The organism is Lacrimispora sanguinis (genome assembly GCF_044987295.1).
In the GTDB taxonomy this organism is placed as follows: Bacteria; Bacillota; Clostridia; order Lachnospirales; family Lachnospiraceae; genus Lacrimispora; species Lacrimispora celerecrescens_B.
On sequence record NZ_CP173277.1, the window covers coordinates 253,303 to 271,813 of the forward strand.

The 18,511-nt window shown below is 39.9% G+C and carries 18 protein-coding genes; 16 read left to right on the forward strand and 2 right to left on the reverse strand.

Going from position 1 to position 18,511, the window contains the following annotated elements:
• The first annotated feature begins 1 nt into the window (after position 1).
• The 10 genes from ACHZES_RS01200 (at position 2) to mscL (ending at position 9,890) form a co-directional block, all read left to right on the forward strand.
• A complete protein-coding gene (locus tag ACHZES_RS01200) occupies positions 2–568 on the forward strand; it encodes a thymidine kinase (protein WP_395548644.1) in 567 nt (188 codons plus the stop codon).
• Between the two features lie 335 nt (positions 569–903).
• A complete protein-coding gene (locus ACHZES_RS01205) occupies positions 904–2,397 on the forward strand; it encodes a PTS transporter subunit EIIC (RefSeq protein ID WP_395548642.1) in 1,494 nt (497 codons plus the stop codon).
• A gap of 15 nt (positions 2,398–2,412) precedes the next feature.
• Positions 2,413–3,060 carry an N-acetylmannosamine-6-phosphate 2-epimerase gene (locus tag ACHZES_RS01210; protein ID WP_038284754.1) on the forward strand — a complete coding sequence of 216 codons (648 nt, stop codon included), beginning with the start codon at positions 2,413–2,415 and terminating at the stop codon, positions 3,058–3,060.
• 128 nt (positions 3,061–3,188) lie between these two features.
• Complete coding sequence (locus tag ACHZES_RS01215) at positions 3,189–4,001, forward strand: MurR/RpiR family transcriptional regulator (RefSeq protein ID WP_154520788.1); 813 nt, start codon at positions 3,189–3,191, stop codon at positions 3,999–4,001.
• A gap of 178 nt (positions 4,002–4,179) precedes the next feature.
• A complete protein-coding gene (locus tag ACHZES_RS01220; protein ID WP_038284993.1) occupies positions 4,180–5,103 on the forward strand; it encodes a YIEGIA family protein in 924 nt (307 codons plus the stop codon).
• On the forward strand, positions 5,090–5,281 hold the full coding sequence (locus ACHZES_RS01225; protein WP_038284995.1) for a capping complex subunit for YIEGIA: 192 nt from the start codon (positions 5,090–5,092) through the stop codon (positions 5,279–5,281). The genes ACHZES_RS01220 and ACHZES_RS01225 overlap by 14 nt, the downstream gene beginning before the upstream one ends.
• Before the next feature lie 21 nt (positions 5,282–5,302).
• Positions 5,303–7,627: a xanthine dehydrogenase family protein molybdopterin-binding subunit gene (locus ACHZES_RS01230; protein WP_395548639.1), complete on the forward strand. Its 2,325-nt coding sequence runs from the start codon at positions 5,303–5,305 to the stop codon at positions 7,625–7,627.
• Positions 7,603–8,454: an FAD binding domain-containing protein gene (locus ACHZES_RS01235; RefSeq protein ID WP_395548638.1), complete on the forward strand. Its 852-nt coding sequence runs from the start codon at positions 7,603–7,605 to the stop codon at positions 8,452–8,454. Before ACHZES_RS01230 ends, ACHZES_RS01235 begins: the two co-directional genes overlap by 25 nt.
• A gap of 24 nt (positions 8,455–8,478) precedes the next feature.
• The gene (locus ACHZES_RS01240; protein WP_038285002.1) at positions 8,479–8,949 is read left to right on the forward strand and encodes a (2Fe-2S)-binding protein; all 471 of its coding nucleotides are present in this window, start codon (positions 8,479–8,481) and stop codon (positions 8,947–8,949) included.
• Positions 8,950–9,395: 446 nt separating this feature from the next.
• Complete coding sequence (gene mscL, locus ACHZES_RS01245; RefSeq protein WP_395548636.1) at positions 9,396–9,890, forward strand: large conductance mechanosensitive channel protein MscL; 495 nt, start codon at positions 9,396–9,398, stop codon at positions 9,888–9,890.
• 50 nt (positions 9,891–9,940) lie between these two features.
• Here mscL and ACHZES_RS01250 read toward each other — a convergent pair whose 3' ends face one another.
• On the reverse strand, positions 9,941–11,626 hold the full coding sequence (locus ACHZES_RS01250; protein ID WP_395548635.1) for a S8 family peptidase: 1,686 nt from the start codon (positions 11,624–11,626) through the stop codon (positions 9,941–9,943).
• A 168-nt stretch (positions 11,627–11,794) separates the two neighbouring features.
• Here ACHZES_RS01250 and ACHZES_RS01255 point away from each other — a divergent pair, with 168 nt between their 5' ends.
• Both ACHZES_RS01255 and ACHZES_RS01260 read left to right on the forward strand, forming a co-directional pair.
• Positions 11,795–13,468 carry a S8 family peptidase gene (locus ACHZES_RS01255; protein WP_154520784.1) on the forward strand — a complete coding sequence of 558 codons (1,674 nt, stop codon included), beginning with the start codon at positions 11,795–11,797 and terminating at the stop codon, positions 13,466–13,468.
• 138 nt (positions 13,469–13,606) lie between these two features.
• Positions 13,607–14,131 (forward strand): hypothetical protein, encoded by a 525-nt coding sequence (locus ACHZES_RS01260; protein ID WP_395548634.1) that lies wholly within the window; start codon positions 13,607–13,609, stop codon positions 14,129–14,131.
• A gap of 350 nt (positions 14,132–14,481) precedes the next feature.
• Here the strand turns inward: ACHZES_RS01260 and ACHZES_RS01265 are convergent, their stop codons facing one another.
• Positions 14,482–15,096 carry a peptidase E gene (locus ACHZES_RS01265; protein WP_395548633.1) on the reverse strand — a complete coding sequence of 205 codons (615 nt, stop codon included), beginning with the start codon at positions 15,094–15,096 and terminating at the stop codon, positions 14,482–14,484.
• 135 nt (positions 15,097–15,231) lie between these two features.
• Here ACHZES_RS01265 and ACHZES_RS01270 point away from each other — a divergent pair, with 135 nt between their 5' ends.
• The 4 genes from ACHZES_RS01270 to ACHZES_RS01285 all read left to right on the forward strand — a co-directional run bounded on the left by ACHZES_RS01270 (position 15,232) and on the right by ACHZES_RS01285 (position 18,269).
• Positions 15,232–15,456, forward strand: coding sequence for a hypothetical protein (locus ACHZES_RS01270; protein WP_404820314.1), 225 nt, complete (start codon positions 15,232–15,234; stop codon positions 15,454–15,456).
• Between the two features lie 182 nt (positions 15,457–15,638).
• Positions 15,639–16,091, forward strand: a complete 453-nt coding sequence (locus ACHZES_RS01275; protein ID WP_395548631.1) for a helix-turn-helix transcriptional regulator — start codon at positions 15,639–15,641, stop codon at positions 16,089–16,091.
• A 139-nt stretch (positions 16,092–16,230) separates the two neighbouring features.
• Positions 16,231–16,464, forward strand: a complete 234-nt coding sequence (locus ACHZES_RS01280) for a hypothetical protein (RefSeq protein ID WP_395548630.1) — start codon at positions 16,231–16,233, stop codon at positions 16,462–16,464.
• A 32-nt stretch (positions 16,465–16,496) separates the two neighbouring features.
• Complete coding sequence (locus ACHZES_RS01285) at positions 16,497–18,269, forward strand: MutS family DNA mismatch repair protein (protein ID WP_395548629.1); 1,773 nt, start codon at positions 16,497–16,499, stop codon at positions 18,267–18,269.
• The last annotated feature ends 242 nt before the right edge of the window (positions 18,270–18,511 follow it).

Consider the following 18,511-nt stretch of genomic DNA (forward strand, 5'->3'; position numbering starts at 1 on the left):
AATGGCTAGATTGTTTTTCAGATATGGTGCAATGGGGAGTTCAAAGACGGCTAACGCACTAATGACAAGATATAATTTTATAGAAAAGGGAAAAAAGGTATTATTAATAAAACCTGATGCTGAAACCAGGGATGAAAAAACGAAAATCAGATCGAGAATCGGGTTGGAAGCAGATTGCATTTTATGGTCTGAATTCAAACAATACGATTATAATTCAATCAAAGAATTGGATGCAATCATTGTGGATGAAGTACAATTTCTTTCAGAAAATGATATTGAACAACTTTCAAATATTGTTGATGAATACGATATTTCAGTTTTCTGTTATGGCCTCAGAACGGATTTCACATCCCACCTTTTTCCAGGATCCAAACGCTTGATGGAACTGGCAGATGAAATTGAAGAACTTAAGACAGTCTGCTGGTGCGGCAATAGTGCGAATATGAACGCAAGGATTGATAAAGATGGAAATGTAATCAGAGAAGGACAGCAAATATTAATGGGGGCAAATGATAAATACATTTCATTATGCCGCAAGCACTATAGAGAAGGTAAAATCAGGCAATAGTTTATACTACATCATATACTTATTATCAGCCGGGGCGATGGCCCCGGTAAAAAACACATTTTCCCACTGCTTTGTATTCACGGAGCAGTATCGTAAATGGCTATTTCAAGCCGGTTTCCCCATGTACCGTCATTTTTTTGTCACATTACATAGCTCCCTAAACTGCTGTAATACCTGTTGAAGCGCTTAGATACCTATTTTGTTAGATTAAAATAATTATTATTAAAAAGATATTGACTAAAATAATTTTATAAAATATAATGAAATCAACCAAAAAGAAATGCATATTGAAACATTACTTGTACAATATGCGCACAAGGAGGAGGTATATATTTATGTTTAAGCAGCTACAAAAATTAGGTAAGGCATTTATGTTACCGATTGCCATTCTTCCGGCAGCAGGTCTCCTGTTAGGAATTGGCGGGGCAATGTCCAATCCAAACACAATCGCAGCTTATCCATTTTTGAACATTTTTGCTCTGCAGGCAATCTTTACTGTTATGAGCAAAGCGGGAGAAGTGGTGTTTGGAAATCTGTCGCTAATCATGTGTATTGGTCTGGCAGTGGGGCTTGCAAAAAAAGACAAAGGAACGGCGGGTCTGGCAGCTGCGGTTGCTTTTCTTGTCATGAATGCGTCAATCGGCGCATTGCTCTCAGTTTTTAAACCGGATGGAAACACAATTGATACCGGAGTTGTAGGTTCGATTGTAATTGGCTGCATGGTTACATATTTTCATAACCGGTACCGCGATATACAGCTGCCTCCATTCCTGGGATTTTTCGGAGGATCACGTTTTATTCCGATTGTATCCTCTTTTGCAGCAATTTTTATCGGCGCAATATTTTTCATGATCTGGCCTCCTTTTCAGTCATTGCTCATTTCCAGCGGCCAGACCATCGCAAGTATGGGAGTTTTCGGGACTTTCCTGTATGGATTTTTGATGAGGCTTTGTGGGGCTGTGGGCCTGCATCACATGATTTACCCCATGTTCTGGTATACGGAATTAGGCGGAGTTGCTACTGTGGCGGGCCAGGAAATTGTAGGTGCTCAGAAGATATTCTTTGCCCAGCTGGCTGATCCTAATTTTACAGGAATGTATACCGAGGGTACGCGGTTTTTTGCAGGCCGTTTTGATACCATGATTTTTGGTTTACCGGCCGCATGTCTAGCCATGTATCATTGTGTTCCACAGAAACGCCGTAAATTAGTATTCGGTTTGTTTTTCTCGGCTGCTCTGACATCATTTTTAACCGGCATCACGGAACCTATTGAATTCATGTTTCTGTTTGTAGCTCCTTGGCTGTATGTGATTCATGCATTTTTAGATGGTCTCTCTTTTGCAATTGCTGATCTTTTAAGTGTTCGTATCGGAAACACGTTTTCCGGCGGAATCATTGATTTTACCTTATTTGGAGTCCTGCAGGGCAATGCAAGGACGCACTGGATCTATGTAGTAGTGGTGGGAGTATTCTGGGCACTTCTGTATTATGTACTGTTCCGTTTCCTGATCACAAAATTTAATATCCCGACTCCGGGCCGCGAGGAAGGAGAAGAAGATGAGGTAAATGTAGAGACAAAGGGTACGATCGCAGAAACGGCAGTTCGCGTACTTGCGGCTCTGGGCGGTAAGGAGAATATCGAAGATTGTGATGCTTGTATTACCCGTCTGCGTGTAGCGGTAAAGGATATTACCAAGGTTGACAAAGAGGCCATAAAGCGGGAAGGCGCAGCGGCCGTACTAGAGGTCAAAGGGGGTATTCAGGCAATATTCGGAGCGAAAGCAGATTTGATTAAATCAAAAATAAACGACATAATTGGCGAAGATTAGGGAGATGTAATACTTATGAATAGAGGATTAATTGTATCCTGTCAGGCGCTTCCGGAGGAACCCCTGCACAGTTCATTTATCATGGGGCGTATGGCTCTGGCGGCAAAAGAAGGAGGCGCAGTCGGTATTCGTGCAAACAGCGTGGAAGATATTGAAGAAATCAAGAGACATGTGGATCTTCCGATTATCGGAATTATCAAGAAGGTATATGAAGAAGGCAAACCTTATATCACGCCCACATTTGCAGAGGTAGATGCGCTGGTTCAGACCGGTGTTGATGTAGTCGCCGTAGATGCTACGATTAGTCAGGATGTGGATTTTCTGTATAAGCTTCATGAAAAATATCCTCATCAAAAATTTATGGCAGACATTTCAACGGAAGAAGAGGGGTTGCGCGCAGACGAGATTGGTTTTGATTTTGTGGGTCTGACCCTGCTGGGATATACACCTCAGTCTCAAGGATTGGATAAATTTCAGGTACTTCAGTCATTGATTGCGAAATGTACTCATCCAGTTATAGCAGAGGGGAATTTCAGCACACCGGAGCAGGCTGCGAGGGCTATTGAAACGGGAGCTTACGCAGTCGTTGTGGGAACTGCAATCACACGCCCTCAATGCATCACACGTGGATTTTCTGATGCAGTATCAAAGGTTTTTAAATAAAATTACGTATTCCTTTTTGTTATCTCTGAATCTTTTCGTTTTAATTAAAAAGTGATATAATAAGAACACTTTATTAAATAAGGGTTAGTTTTTCACAAATTAAAGACGAAAGTATAAGAGGTACCAATATGGATATTCTTTCATCGATTCAAAAGAAATATAATACGTTTACAGATAAAGAACGAAGTATTGCTGATTACATTCTAAAGGAAGGGAATCATATAAGGAATATGAATATCTCTGTCCTTGCGTCTACCGTTGGAGTTTCTGACGGTACGATTACCCGCTTCTGCAAGAAGGTAGGACAAAAATCTTTTGCGGAACTGAAAATTCAGCTTGGAAGCGCAGGTGCAGGAAACAAGATCGCTCACTCAGACGATCTTGTAACTCAGGTTTATGATTTTTATAAGACTGTAATTGAACATTCCAATCAGATGATAGATAGAAAGGCATTGGAGTACTTAGCTGACCAGATTGCAGGGGCAGGAAATATCTATATATTCGGGGTTGGATCATCAGGGCTGACTGCCTGTGAAACCATGCTTCGTCTGTCCCGTATGGGATTTCATGTACAAAGTGTAACAGATTCTCATTTGATGGTGATCTACAGTTCAATATTAGGCCCCGGGGATCTGGTAATTGCAATATCCATATCTGGTGAAACTGCGGAAGTTATCAATGCTGTCAGGGCGGCAAAACAAAATGGGGCAAAACTCATCTGTCTGACCAGTTTTACCGACAGCACAATCGCACAGTGCGCTGATTTTTGTTTTCCTGTAGTAAATCCCTTGTTTGTTGACCAGGAAAGGTTTGTAAACAGTCAATTATCGACCCTTTATACGATTGATCTTCTTTGTCTGATTCTACTAAAGGATGAGGCTCGAAAGAAAAAGATGAATATTACAGTGGAAACCATTGTCAAACAATCTCATTTAAAATAATTGTGTAATAAAAAGTACCGGCGGCGGCTTTGAATTCTTTCAAAGCCGCCGCCGGTACTTTTTAAAGGAGCAATCTATGAGTGGTTCTATTTATGCATATTGTAAAACAAAAAGGAGATAATAGACCAAAATAAGGATTGGAGAAATATGGTTTCACAAGTGATACCATGATAAAAGAATGGAAAAAACACTAGCATTTCACGATCTTTTCATCATTTTGTGCGGGATAGTAATGGGAACAATTGCGCGAATCGTCACACTTCGCATTGATACGCGTCAAAATCCCAGTTATCCTACCGGTGGCTTTATTAACATAGTGATAGGTATTCTGGCTTCTTTTCTGGGGGCCGTTGCAATTCCGTCTCTGTTAAATAAAGAATTTACGGCCGTTACGTTTATTGCCTTAGCCATCCAACATTTCCGGGATGTGAGAAAAACAGAAAAAGAAAGCCTTGAAGATCTGGAAAAAACGGAATATTCAAAAAGAGGGGCCGCTTATATTGACGGTATTGCCAAAACCTATGAATCCAGAAATTATTTATCCCTGCTTACTTCCCTGTTTGTTGTATTGGTTTTATGTATTATATCTGCTGACAGTCTGGTCATAAATATGATAGCTGCCGCTATCAGCGGTTTTGGCATAATTTATTTACTGACAAGATTAACAAAAGGCAAATGCATCGGTGACATCTGCAACATAAGAGAAGGGAAAATAACCATAGACCATTCGGATCTGCTTGTAAATGGCATGTTTGTTACGAGTGTGTTGGGAACTGAGAGAAGCCGGGAGTTGTTTTTAAAAGAAGGCATCGGCATTGTTATAGAGCCCAAGAGTGATAAATTCAGAATCACAGTTGAGAATTATGGGCAGAGGCAGGCCATGCTTTTTGAGGCTACCCGGACCTTTGGTGTAAAACGGTACAGTTTTACCCGAAAGAATTTCACAAGTGGAGCGATGTTATTGGCTTTTGTACCAATTATCCGTGATCCTGATGCAATAATAGACGTAATAAAAAAGACACCTGTATTGGAAAGCAGCAGAAAGATCACTACAATTATGGATACTAATATAGGAGGAGGGGATATCAATGGGGAAGAGTAGTCCGGAAATATTAGTCTATATAACAGATAATAAAGAAAGAATCATATCAGGTGATCCTTTGACCTTATTTATCCCGGATTTAACAGAACGGGAAACATGTATGATTGATTTGGGGAAGGCACTACGAGCAGATGTGGTGCAGCTAAAAAACGGTGATCATGTATTAATAAGCAGATAGAATGTTTTTAGGAGGCGGTCAATGGAAACCCAACTGGGAAAAGACACGATAAGAAAAGAGGCAAAAGATAAAGTAACAGGCGCAGCCCAATATACCAATGATTTATCAGATTCTCCTATGCTCTACGCCAGGTTATTTACAAGTGTTCATGCGCATGCCCAGATTATATCCGTAGATACCAGAGAAGCCTCTGCTATGCCAGGGGTCAGAGCGGTCATTACTGCAAAAGACCATCAGGTTATCTGTGGATCCATGCTTCAGGACAGACCTCCCTTAGCCAGAGATAAAGTACGTTACTATGGTGAGCCGATTGCCATCGTGATTGCGGATGATGAGATGCAGGCAAAGGCGGCAGCGGGTAAGATACTTGTGGAGTATAAACCCTTACCGGTTGTGAATTCCGTAAAAGAGGCTTTCAAAAAGAATCCTGTCATCATACATGACTCTCTCATGTTATATACAAAATCTACGAAGGAAGTCTATCCTGTAAAAGGAACGAATATCTGTCATCATCAAAAGATCAGAAAAGGCGATATGCAGAAAGGCTGGCTGGAAAGTGAAATTGTTGTAGAGGGCAGTTTTTCCCTGCCACAATCTGATCACGCCGCCATGGAAACAAGGGCAGTCCACTGCATGATCATGCCGGATGACAGTGTCAGAATCAAGACATCATCTCAATCTCCTTATGAGGTCAAGGAATCGATCAGTAAATATCTTAATATTCCGGAGGGAAAGATCGTAGTCCAGGTTCCCTTTGTTGGCGGTGCATTTGGTGGAAAAGCATGTATACAGCCAGAGGTGCTTGCGGTAATAGCGGCAATGAGTGTGAAAGGAAAATGGATCAACCTGGCAAATACAAGAGAAGAAGATATGGTCACTTCTCCATGTCATCTGGGGCTAGAAGGAACCATTAGGATCGGAGCGAAAAAAAGCGGACAGATTATGGCTGCTGAAATGACATTCCAGATCGATACCGGCGCTTACTCTGATATTTCTCCTAAAATAACAAAAGCAATTGCTGCGGAGTGTGCCGGACCTTACCGGATACCAAATATAGAGTGCGATTGCTACAGCGTTTATACAAACCATCCATATATCACCTCTTTCCGCGGATTCGGACATGAGGCACATACCTTTTGCCTGGAAAGAATGATGGATAAACTGGCAGTCGAAACAGGGGTGGATCCTTTTCAGCTAAGGCTTTTAAACCTGGTAAAAGCCGGAGATTTAACTCCCACCCAGGTCAAAGTTACCGCCAGCAATACAGGGAATGCAGCAGAATGCCTTGAGAGACTAAAAACAATCATGAACTGGGAGGAAGGAGCCCGGATCATTGAAGAGAACGGTTTGGTCAGAGCAAAAGGGATCAGCTGCTTAATCAAGACCTCAGATACCCCCACAGATGCAGGCGCAAGCGCCGTTTTAACCTTTAATACGGATGGAAGCGTAAATCTGGATTGTGGTGCCACTGAAATAGGGCCTGGAATGAAGACAACTGCGGCCCAGATATTGGCAGAGAAAATGAGAATCAGCATCAATGACATTTATGTAAAGCTGGATGTAAATACCCAGTCAACTCCGTATTTATGGAAAACCGTTGCCAGTATGACCACCTATCTGGTTGGACGGGCTGTATTGAATGCGGCGGATGATGCCATATCCCAGCTGATGAATCTTGCATCAATTGCCCTGCGGTGCCCGACGGAAGAACTGGAATTTGAGAATAAGATGATTTTTGTAAAACATGATCCTGAGCTTTATATCATGTTCAAGGACCTGGTGAAAGGCTACAAATTTTCCAACGGCAATTCTTTTAAGGGGCCTGTAATTGGACGTGGCAGCTATGTCATGGGCAATCTTACGCCTCTGGCTGAGGCATCGGGACGGGGAACGCCAGGCCGGAGCTGGACGGTAGGTGCCCAGGCCGTTGAAATTGAATATGATACCAGGCTGCATACTTACCGGCTGTTAAAAGCGGCCACTGTAATAGATGCAGGCAAGGTCATAAATCCTAAGACTGCAAGAGGTGTGGTTATGGGCGGAATGTGCATGGGGCTGGGACTTGGTACCAGTGAGGATTTTGTTTATAATGAAGATGGAATTGTAGAAGATACAAGCTTTCGTACCTATAAAATGATCCGGTATGGAGAAAATCCGGAATATGTAGTTGATTTTGTAGAGACACCTCAAATAGATGCGCCATATGGAGCCAGAGGCATTGCAGAGCACGGCATTATTGGAATACCTGCCGCATTGGCAAATGCCATATCATTGGCAGCTCATATTGATGTAAACCGGCTTCCCATTACGCCTGAATTCATATGGAGGGAAAGGTTGAAACGATGATTCCTTTTGATTTCGATTATTATAAACCAGAAAGCATGGATGAAGCATTTAAGTGCTATCAAGATTTGCTTATAAATAATAAAAAACCTCTTTATTATGGGGGAGGAACGGAAATTATCAGTATGGCCAGGGTAAAGGGGATAGTATTTGATTCGGTCATTGATTTAAAAGGAATACCTGAATGCAGCCAGCTTGAGGTGAGCGGTGGGAAATTCAGGATTGGTGCCGCACAAACCCTTACAAACATTGCGGAATGCAATGCATATCCCCTGTTGTCCAAAACGATAAAAAGAATTGCAGATCACACGATCCAGGGGAAAATCACCATAGGAGGCAATCTGGCAGGCACAATTAAATATCGTGAGGCAGCCTTGCCGCTGATGATCAGTGATTGTTCCTTGCAGGTAATGACACAGGGTGGTTTAGCCGAATTGCCGTTTTCAAAGGCATTCAATGGAAAACTGCAGTTAAAAAAAGGAGAATTTCTGGTATCTGTATTGATAGAAGAAAATGATCTGAGTTTGCCTTACAATCATGTAAAAAGGACGAAACAGGAGAAAATAGATTATCCATTAATCACCATGGTGGCTTTGAAAAATAAGAAGGCCATTAAAACGGCGATTACGGGATATGGCGATAACCCCATTATTTTATCCGAAAGGATCATAAACCATAAATTATATAACGTGGAGCAAAAAATCAATAAAATAATCAATTTGGCCCACAGTGATTGCAAAGGTGATTTATCTGGAAGCAGGGAATATAAAGAATTTGTATTAGAAAATATGCTTCAGGAAATGTTTCGTAATTTTGAAAAGATCGGCTGATCCTTTCAGGAATTGAGGGGCTGTATGCATTTATCAGGTAATAGTATTATTGTTCTTAATGTGAATGGTGAAGATAAAACCGTTATGGTCAAACCAGCCTATACTCTGCTTCATGTTCTACGGGAGGAATTGTCTTTAACCGGAGCCAAAAGCGGCTGTGAGAACGGAGACTGCGGCGCCTGCACGGTATTAGTCGATGACATGCCGGTCAAATCCTGTCTGATGCTGGCGGTGGAAGCAGTCGGTCATAGAATAACCACAGTTGAAGGGCTGAAGAATGCTCCAATACAAGATGCATTTATAAAAAATTGGGGATTTCAATGCGGTTATTGTACTTCCGGGTTTCTGATGGTTTGCCATGCGCTGGCCATGCACAAGCCAGACGCTGATGATCCGATCATAGAGGAATGGCTGCAATCCAATTTATGCAGATGTACCGGTTATGAAGAAATTGAGAATGCCGTAAAATCAATATTATCAGGGAATTATAAGTGAGAGAATCCGTATATTTTTGAATGATTCACATCTTGTCTGGTCATCCCATATTATATAGTATCATTAAGAGATGAGGTATATGATATGGGATGTTCAAATTCTTGGTCTGGTGGCTGCAATTGCAACAATAATTGTAACAACTGGAATAATTGCCGTGACAATAGATGCTGTAACAAAAGCAATGTAGATCCTTGTGCTGAAGCAAAAAGAGAAGCATATTGTGAAGGATTCAGAGATGGCTGCAATGATCCATGTTGCAGGTTTGGCAAAAGATAGGCGAGGCTGATAGCAGGATGAGCGGGTATCCGGTATTCCGGACCCGCTTTTTTCGATTCATCCAACCAGTTGCTTTTGTTTCACGAATTGCAGAATCTGCTATTTTATGATATGATGATTCCAAAATCAACCAACAGGTTTCTTAAATCTGTTAGAGAGGAGGCATGTTTATGGGAAATAAAAAAGGTATTATAGCTGAGTTTAAAGAATTTGTTTTACGCGGGAATGTGGTGGATCTGGCAGTTGGTGTTATCATCGGTGCTGCTTTTCAGGCGATCGTCAATTCCCTGGTAAAGGATATTATATCTCCTCTGATCGGAGTGATTACCGGGGGAGTGGACTTCACCAATAAATTCGTTCTTCTGTATGCGGCTCCGCAAGGTGCGGATGTTTCCACACTTCAGACTGCACAGGCACTTGGTCCGGTATTTGCTTATGGTTCCTTTATTACGGCAGTTATCAATTTTTTAATTATGGCTTCTGTTATTTTCATGATGATAAAGGTGATAAACTCCCTGCGAGGAAAGAAGCAGCAGGCGGAACCTGCTGCTCCTACGGACAAGGAGTGCCCATATTGCTTTAGTCGTATCAATGTAAGCGCAACCCGCTGCCCAAATTGTACAAGCCAGCTGAATGGACAACCGGAAACAGCACAGGAAGATTAAATGATAGGAATCTGGATTTTGAAAGAAACCAATACATTCGTTGGTTTCTTTTATTTTTCATATACGAGCGAGGAAAAGAGTTCGAATACACGGTTTACATCCAGTTGCCCAAAGCCCCATATATTGTTGGGATAGCTGTAGGCAGGGTTCCGTTGCGCTCCTCTTATAATTATGCGGTTGACTTGTTCGCCGGTAATATAAGTGAAGTTGCCTTTGTTCTGGGACCATTCAAAAATGATGGCTATTGCACCCGCCGCAATGGCGGCAGAAGCGCCGGTGCCTGTTAAGGTTCCGTATTGATTTTCGGGAACAGCACAAGGGATCTGATAGCCTGGAGCACCAACATCAGGTTTGACATAGCCGCTTCTTGTAAAACCTCTTCCTGATTCATCCAGGATATTGGAGGTCATCTGATTATAGGCGGTTGCGGTTAAGGTACGTCTGGAATTCCCGGGAGAAGTTATGGTAATATCCGGACTGGAATTTAAAAAGAAGGTCCCGTCTGATATCAAGTCACCGCTGGGCAGCCATGCATTAATAGTAAAAGGTTCATCCTCCATGTTTCGGACACGGAAATACCAGATCCCAGGAAGGGGATTCTCAAACCGCAATAAAATTAACTGATCACCGCTTTCCCTTTCAAAGATCATATTATTTACCCATAAGATGCTCTGGCTGTTCTGGAAAACATATTTATGGCAATCATTGAAGGAAGGATTGATCGATGAGACCATTTCCCGGTCAGGTGCGGAAATTTCAATAGAGAGCCGTCCGGGAATGTGTGCCCAGAGTTCCATGAAAAACTGCTTGTCACTTCCTGCTATATTCATCTGGAAATCATTAAGGTGGGGTGCAGAAATGGTTCTGTTAAAATAATGTCTGCCGTTGTTTCCCTCGTCTCCAGCTGATATGGAGACACCCAGATCAGGCTGCTGAACCAGACTCTCCAGGTAGGTGCTCAAAACCCCCCTTCCATCGTGGCTGCCCTGGCTGCTGCTTAAAGCAATGCATATGACAAGTGGACGTTTCAAGCGCTGACTTACAGTAATTAAATAGCGCACTCCTAAAACAATATCTGATTCCTGAAAACAAAATTTGTCTTCCGGTACAGAAAAAATCATTTTAAGATTTGACTTGGCTTCTTTTAATTTCACAACAACCAATTCTGAATTTGGAACAACGCCGCTAAACGACTTTACCGTATCTGGGGATCCGGCAGCGATACTTGCCACGGCCGTACCGTGGCCAATTGTATCAGTGGTAGGAACGGTGGAAAGAGGATTCTCATAATGCAGTGCGTCATTGATAGAAGCTTTGGTATATTCCGTACCATAAGTAAATCCATTGGGAGGTGGTCCCTCTTGTATGGTCTGGTCCCATATGGAAAGAATCCGTGTTGTTTTATCCTTATTGAGGAATGCGGGATGCCTGTAATCAATACCGGTGTCCACGATGCCGATAATTACTCCCTGCCCGAATAGGGTATGATCATTTTCTGGAGCAACACTTACCATGCCGGGCACCGGAGGGGTGACGTCAGAAGTAATGGTATAGAGGGTTGGAAAAACATGGTAAGGATTTTGGCCGAGATCACATGGCTGCATATTTTTTTTGGCTACATGCAGCAGGGAAAACCTGTCATTCAGCAATGTAACATCATCACTGACTCCAAAGGAAGGAACTAATAAATTACTTATAATCAAGTCGTAATAATTATTGTCCAATATTTTCTCCATAATTAAATCTCCCTGATAAGATCTGCTTAAGACATATGATATATTTTATGCAGCAATACCTCCGATATGAGCGTTGCCTGTATCCCTTCTTTTCTTATGCTCATAATAGAGGTCTGATTGCATAAAATATATCATATGTGCCAGTAGTATAGACAGGGAGGCCTGATCATGCAAAAAATATTGGATGAAAATTATTATGACTTGATCATCAGTAATGTAATGATTCCCACATATGATACCGGAGATAATATAACACCTATGGATTTAAGGCATTCTTTGGCTCATATCCCTGTTGATTCAGCGAATCCCTGCGACTTGGGAACTTATCCTTATAATGCGTTTCCTTCCTTGCTGACCCTAAGCTCCACCGTCAGCCTTGAAAAATCCGGTATCGGAACGGTTCAGAGAAACCCTTATCTGGCTTTATTCGGACGTGGAGTGATCGTTGCTGTCATAGATACCGGAATTGATTACCGGCATCAGGCATTTTTATATAATGACGGAACGACCCGTATTCTTTCCATATGGGACCAGACCATACAGGATGGGACACCGCCAGAGGGCTTTACGTACGGCACTGAATACACCAGGGAGTATATCAATGTCGCGCTTAAGTCGGAAAATCCATTATCCATAGTCCCTTCTGTGGATACCAATGGTCACGGAACCGCAATCGCAAGTATTATTGCGGGAAAACCGAGCCTGGAGCAGGCATTCAGCGGTGTTGTACCGGAATCCGACATTCTGGTCGTAAAATTAAAGCAGGCAAAGAATAATCTAAAAAAAATCTTTTTTGCTCCCCCGGATGCTGAATGCTATCAGGAGTCGGATTTAATTATTGGGATCACTTATGTGACTACCGTTGCTCAAAAACTGAACCGCCCTGTTGTCATATGCGTTGCAATGGGAACAAACCAGTCAAGCCATGACGGACGAGGAGCCACCAGCTTCATTACCAATTATCTGGCACAGCAGCCGCATACAGCAATAACCATGAGTACCGGTAATGAAGCAAACAAACGCAGACATTATTTTAACAGCACCACTGCGGAACCCTACCAGAATAGTTTTGAATTAAGAATTGGGGAAAATGACAAACTGTTTTCTATTGAACTATGGCCGTTTGCTCCGGCAAGGCTGTCCATAGAAATAACCGCTCCAAACAGAGAGACAACGGGGCAGGTTTATCCGGCCCTGGGAGAGTGCAGAAGATTTGCTTTCGTATTTAATCCAAGCGTCATATGGGTCAATAATTATATTTTTGAAGAAGAAACCGGGGACCAGCTGATCTTGATGCGTTTTCAGGATCCGCTTCCGGGGATCTGGAGCATCCGGGTGCAGAACCTTGATAATGGGCCATTTTCTTTTCACGCCTGGCTGCCGTCAGGAGACTTAATTTCAGAAGATACCTTTTTTATGAATTCCAATCCGGACACTACCATAACTTCTCCGGCAAACGCCACCAACCCTCTGACAGTTACCGCATATAATCAGTTTAATGATACCATACTGCCGGAATCCGGAAGAGGTTATACAAGGACCGGATTCGTCAAGCCAGATATCGCAGCACCGGGATATGAGCTCACCTGTGCTGTTCCGGGAAACCTATATGGCAGCATAACAGGAAGCGGATCAGCGGCAGCTCAGGCGGCGGGAGTTGTTGCCATGGTCTTTGAATGGGCGATTCCAAGGGGAAACTATACTAACATCACCGGAAACGATGTGAACCGCCTGCTTATACGTGGAGCACAGCGAAGCAGCGGGATTACTTATCCCAACAATATCTGGGGGTATGGTCAAATCGACGTCAACACGTTGTTTGAAAGGCTTACAAATATTTAAACTGACAGCATATCAAAGGATATTATTGCAGTTGATTTTATTTTATGATTGAGGTTATGGCAAACTTTCGATATAATGAAAAGGCCGGCTTTCAGGAAAAGTATTAAAAAATATAGGTTGCAGAAAAGAGGAGAAGGAATGGAAGATACGAAAAGATGCGGGTTAGAAGCGCTTGAAAAAACGGCTGAAATCAGCGAATTCAAATGGTATATTTTTGATATTATTAATGAAGGGGTGGAACAGGACGGAATTGAAAAGAATAAATTCAGCCTGGATAAGGAGAACGCAGACGCAGTCTGTTTCATGATAGGGGATGGAAATTTTTCTGTTTGCGGCAGAGCGAAAGAAGCATCCAAGGATCACCATAATATTTATCATGCTGTCTGTGATTTTTTTAACAGAATCTATGAGAATGAGGAAAAGGCAGAGGAAGCTGTGACACGTTTCCTCATAAGAACTCTTGATTTACCAGCCCTGATGATGAAGCCAAGCCGTTCCATGCTGAGAGACCAGATCTGCAAATGTCAGGAAGAGGTCAATGCTCTGGAAGAAAAGATAAAAAAGGAGCCGGAAAAAAAGGAGGAAGCCATGCTTTCCCTTAAAAGGATCTATTTAAAAGGATTAAATGAGAAAATGGAAAGATATTTTGGGGAGACGGTATAAAAAAAAATAATCTTTGCTTTATATGAATAAAACATCCGGAACAGGTCATAATAGGATTATACCAAAGATGAGTGAATACTTATCCTCCCCTTTTTAGTGAGAGAAGTCACGTAAACCAATGTTTATATGGCTTCTCTCATTTTTTGATCGGAGTTTTATGGCAAAACTGTTGCCAAGCTGTTGCCCAAATGATTAACTTCAAACATTTTCCAAATTATGATATAATCTATATATACAGATTATTAATAGAGGCTTTGGGCAATATTTCTCAAAACCACTGTTCCCTTATAAAATTTTTATTCTTTTTCCTCTTTTGCAGCGGTAATTTTAGTATGCGCTTTATTTTGACCTTAGATGCCTTCTACTTTCATTTCATTATTGTTGACCGATATTGCTTGACTATTACTAATTGGGGTTAAGTTTAATGTAGAAGAATAAGTATCAATAATTTTTTGTGCAGCTTTCTTGAAAGGGGGATTGTTATAGTGTGGTAAAGTATAAAACTCTACAAAACCTAAAGCATCGAAACTCTCTAAGTCCGGTGCTTTTTTAATACTATCCATTCCCTTTGCATATTCAACATTCGCTGATGCAACCATTGCTCCGGCAGATTCACCGATATAAAGTTTGCCAGAGTTGACTTCATCAATAATTAATTTATCTGCACCTGTTCTTTTCAATTCCTGTAATAAATAGAATGTGTTTCCACCCGTTACATAAATAAAATCATTGTTTTTTATTTTAGAGCTTATTTCATCAGTTGTAGCAGTTGATATTTCTAGTTCGTCAACGGTTAAACCGATTTTTTCGAGTGCTTTCCTACCCGCATTTACATAAAATATAACCTTTTCCACTTTGCTTGCGGTAGGGATAAAGGTTACAGTTTTGCCGCTCAAGTCTTTTTCAAAATCTGTAAATATGTTAACTACATCCTTAAAAGATGAAACCAAAAACAGTTTTTTCATAGCTTCTTTAATCTCCTTTAGTTGCTGTGCTGATTATAGTATAATGTATAATGGTGTCAGTTTGTGAAACTATTTAATTATCATGACCATAATGGAACGATAGAGAGTTTAGCACTACTTGGGGCTACTCTATGCATGAGTGTAAACGGAGGATTACTAGAAGTCGAATTTGCAGGCAAAAATGAATATGTAATTCCAGATTGTATCCCAAGGTGGGTAAGGGATGAAATACGAAGAATTATGTGTGATTATCCAGAAAAATATGATGAAGGTGAATATGATGCAGATCATCTTCCTGATACTAAAACTATTTTGAGAAGAAGAACGTTATCGTACAATAAAACTGAATATCGCATGTAATGGTAATAGAAAATTAGTTGTACATTGATAACTTAATATTGATAGTTAGTAGAGATTGCAGTAAAACCAAAATTCAACTCTAAAGAATGTTAAGAAAAAGTGCATAAGTGCAGACCTTTAGTGGTAGATTTCTTTCTATATACTGATATACTTATCTTATATTAAATTTGGAGGTGGAATTGATGAACTTAGGAAGTAATTTGTTCAATGCACGAATGAAAAGAGGGCTATCACAGGAAGAAGTTGCAGAAGAATTGGGAGTAAGTAGACAAACTATTTCAAAATGGGAACTCGACGAAACGCTTCCTGACATACGCCAATCAAAAAAGTTGGCAACTATATATGGCTTATCTTTAGATGAGCTGATAGAGTTCGATATTGATTTAAAGGAAATACAGCAGGTTATTGAAAAGACCAGTGAAGAAAAGCAACAGGAAATTGATTGGACAAAGGTGTGGGGTGAAAAGTATCCGATTTTAACAACTTATCAGCAAGAGGTTAATGTTAATGATTATATTCCTAAAATAAGAGAAATGCTATATAATTTGAAAAAGGAATATGGATATAATGATACAGACGCTTTTTTGGTATTAAAAGATATTTTAGCTAGTATCTGGAATAACAAAGGAATTTGATATCAATTTAATACAAAAAAGAGGTCAATTAACTACTAACTATGAAATATTAAGTTAGTAGTTTTTTAATGCAGTAAAACTGATATTTTATTGATGAAAGAACTAATCCAAGTATATACTTTTGGAAAGGTATGGTATAATGAAAATGAGGATAAAACTGAAACGGGGGAAAGGTGGGGGTAGTTATGAATACAGCCTTGACGATACAGGAAAAATTGAAAATTTGCGAGTGGAGCGTGGCTTGACGCCGGAACATTTAGTGAGTTTGTTCCCTGCATTGAGGGGAGCGTGCAAAAGGGACAGGGCAAGCAGGGCAGGAAAAAATGGAAATAATGTTTTATATTTACTTGTTATCTCGTATAATAAAATATAATAATTGAATCATTATAATGGAGACCATTACTTATGTATCAAAAATACGAACTTGAAATACGACAAAGAGAATCAGAGCACGAAGAATGCGATAAATTAGCTAATATAGTAGGAAGATTCAAATTGATTTGGATAGTTATGTTAGGGTATACCATTTATAATGCATGGACAAATTATTTCCCTTTAAAATTTATTGTATTGTTGTTAGTAGAAGCGGTTATTTTTATTATTGCTTGCATCTATCATAGAAAACTATTTCAACGTATCGCATATGAGGCGGGCCTTATTGCTATTGCAAAAAGGAACTTGTGCCGCGTGTCAGGAGAATGGAGAACATTCGATGACATTGGGGAAGAGTTTATTGATTACAACCACAACTATGCAATGGATTTAGATATTGTGGGCAAGTATTCCTTGTTTCAGTTTTTGAACAGTACAAATACTTATAATGGAAGATTAAGGTTTGCTCAAGACTTGTTGAATCCTAATTATTCACAAAAAGATATGCAAATGAGGCAAGAGTCTATTTCAGAATTGAGCAATGATTATCCTTGGAGTAGTCACTTAGAATATTACTTTTCAAAAATCGGTATAGATAGGTCATTTCCCACGCTTATTTCAGAATTGCAGTGTAAAAACACTTTTATCAAAAGTAAGCTTTTACAATGCTTGTTGGATATTTACCGTGTACTCACTTGTGGGTCAATCATTTTTTCTATATTAACAAAGAACAGATACGGTATACTTGTTACAAGCTCTTTGATTTTGTTTCAACTTATACTTTGGGGAATTGGCTTTCTTAAAGCAAATAGATATGTAGGAATAATGAGGAAAATCCCTTATAAAATATTAAAATATGATGATGTTATTCGGGAAATTGTGGAAAAGGAATTTTGTTCTTCTCAGTTAAAGAAAATCAAATCAATTTTGCACTCGGCTAAAGAGGCAATACAAGATTTATCAAAGATATCAAGTAACATCAGTCAACGACAAAATGGAATTGCTTGTCTCTTTTTGAATGCTGTATGGCTATGGGATTATAAAAATGCCGTGGATTTAGATATATGGAAACGAAAGCATGGTGATTCAGTGGCTATGTGGTTTTCAGCTATAGGAGAATTGGAAAGCTTGTTGAGTTTGGCAAATCTGCCCCGTAATTGTTCAGTTACCAGCCTTCCTATAATTTCCACACAGCCGAATACCATTAGGGCTAAAAATTTAGGACATCCCCTTTTAAACAATAAAAATAGGGTTAGTAATGATTTGGAACTAAACAATAATATTCTAATTATTTCCGGCTCCAATATGTCTGGAAAAACAACATTTATGAGAACTGTGGGAATTAATATGATTTTAGCGAGTACCGGAAGTTATGTATGTGCAGATCAAATGACATTTTCCATGATGAAAGTAATGACTTCTATGCGTATAGCGGATGCGTTAACAGAAGAAATTTCCACATTCTATGCGGAACTAAAGCGAATTAAAGAAATTATAGATGTAGCGCAGGTGAATGAGAATCTACTATTCCTGATTGATGAAATTTTTCGAGGCACAAACTCTGTTGACAGGTTGAAAGGAGCCGAAGGAGTTCTTCAAAGACTTCATATACTTGGAATATGCGGTATCATTACGACACATGATTTAGAGGTTTGTAAATTAGAAAGCACATACCGGCGTATTAAAAATTATTGTTTTAATGAACGATATTCTAATAACGATATTCTTTTTGATTATAAAATGAAAAAAGGAGTGTCGAAAACAACCAACGCACAATATCTTCTTAAAAAAGTTGGTATTATTTAAGCAAACAATATTAATTAGATTGGAATCTGTAATAGCTCAAAATAGACGCGCTATCATTTTCTGAGGTGTTTTTATTTGCAATTTAAGGCTTTTCATATTAAGAGAACTATCAATAATCATATTGGTAGTTTTTTTATTACATTGAATCAATCATTTTAATAAGTAAATTAGAATTTATTGATCTTTGATAATTGAATATTGATAGTTGATAGCAAATGCGGTATGATAAATCATATAATTCA

Excerpts from the sequence above, each read along its gene's own strand:
- ACHZES_RS01200 (WP_395548644.1), top strand. The coding sequence starts at position 2 with ATGGCTAGATTGTTTTTCAGATATGGTGCAATGGGGAGTTCAAAGACG.
- ACHZES_RS01205 (WP_395548642.1), top strand. The coding sequence starts at position 904 with ATGTTTAAGCAGCTACAAAAATTAGGTAAGGCATTTATGTTACCGATT.
- ACHZES_RS01210 (WP_038284754.1), top strand. The coding sequence starts at position 2,413 with ATGAATAGAGGATTAATTGTATCCTGTCAGGCGCTTCCGGAGGAACCC.
- ACHZES_RS01215 (WP_154520788.1), top strand. The coding sequence starts at position 3,189 with ATGGATATTCTTTCATCGATTCAAAAGAAATATAATACGTTTACAGAT.
- ACHZES_RS01220 (WP_038284993.1), top strand. The coding sequence starts at position 4,180 with ATGGAAAAAACACTAGCATTTCACGATCTTTTCATCATTTTGTGCGGG.
- ACHZES_RS01225 (WP_038284995.1), top strand. The coding sequence starts at position 5,090 with ATGGGGAAGAGTAGTCCGGAAATATTAGTCTATATAACAGATAATAAA.
- ACHZES_RS01230 (WP_395548639.1), top strand. The coding sequence starts at position 5,303 with ATGGAAACCCAACTGGGAAAAGACACGATAAGAAAAGAGGCAAAAGAT.
- ACHZES_RS01235 (WP_395548638.1), top strand. The coding sequence starts at position 7,603 with ATGGAGGGAAAGGTTGAAACGATGATTCCTTTTGATTTCGATTATTAT.
- ACHZES_RS01240 (WP_038285002.1), top strand. The coding sequence starts at position 8,479 with ATGCATTTATCAGGTAATAGTATTATTGTTCTTAATGTGAATGGTGAA.
- mscL (WP_395548636.1), top strand. The coding sequence starts at position 9,396 with ATGGGAAATAAAAAAGGTATTATAGCTGAGTTTAAAGAATTTGTTTTA.
- ACHZES_RS01250 (WP_395548635.1), bottom strand. The coding sequence starts at position 11,626 with ATGGAGAAAATATTGGACAATAATTATTACGACTTGATTATAAGTAAT.
- ACHZES_RS01255 (WP_154520784.1), top strand. The coding sequence starts at position 11,795 with ATGCAAAAAATATTGGATGAAAATTATTATGACTTGATCATCAGTAAT.
- ACHZES_RS01260 (WP_395548634.1), top strand. The coding sequence starts at position 13,607 with ATGGAAGATACGAAAAGATGCGGGTTAGAAGCGCTTGAAAAAACGGCT.
- ACHZES_RS01265 (WP_395548633.1), bottom strand. The coding sequence starts at position 15,096 with ATGAAAAAACTGTTTTTGGTTTCATCTTTTAAGGATGTAGTTAACATA.
- ACHZES_RS01270 (WP_404820314.1), top strand. The coding sequence starts at position 15,232 with ATGAGTGTAAACGGAGGATTACTAGAAGTCGAATTTGCAGGCAAAAAT.
- ACHZES_RS01275 (WP_395548631.1), top strand. The coding sequence starts at position 15,639 with ATGAACTTAGGAAGTAATTTGTTCAATGCACGAATGAAAAGAGGGCTA.
- ACHZES_RS01280 (WP_395548630.1), top strand. The coding sequence starts at position 16,231 with ATGAAAATGAGGATAAAACTGAAACGGGGGAAAGGTGGGGGTAGTTAT.
- ACHZES_RS01285 (WP_395548629.1), top strand. The coding sequence starts at position 16,497 with ATGTATCAAAAATACGAACTTGAAATACGACAAAGAGAATCAGAGCAC.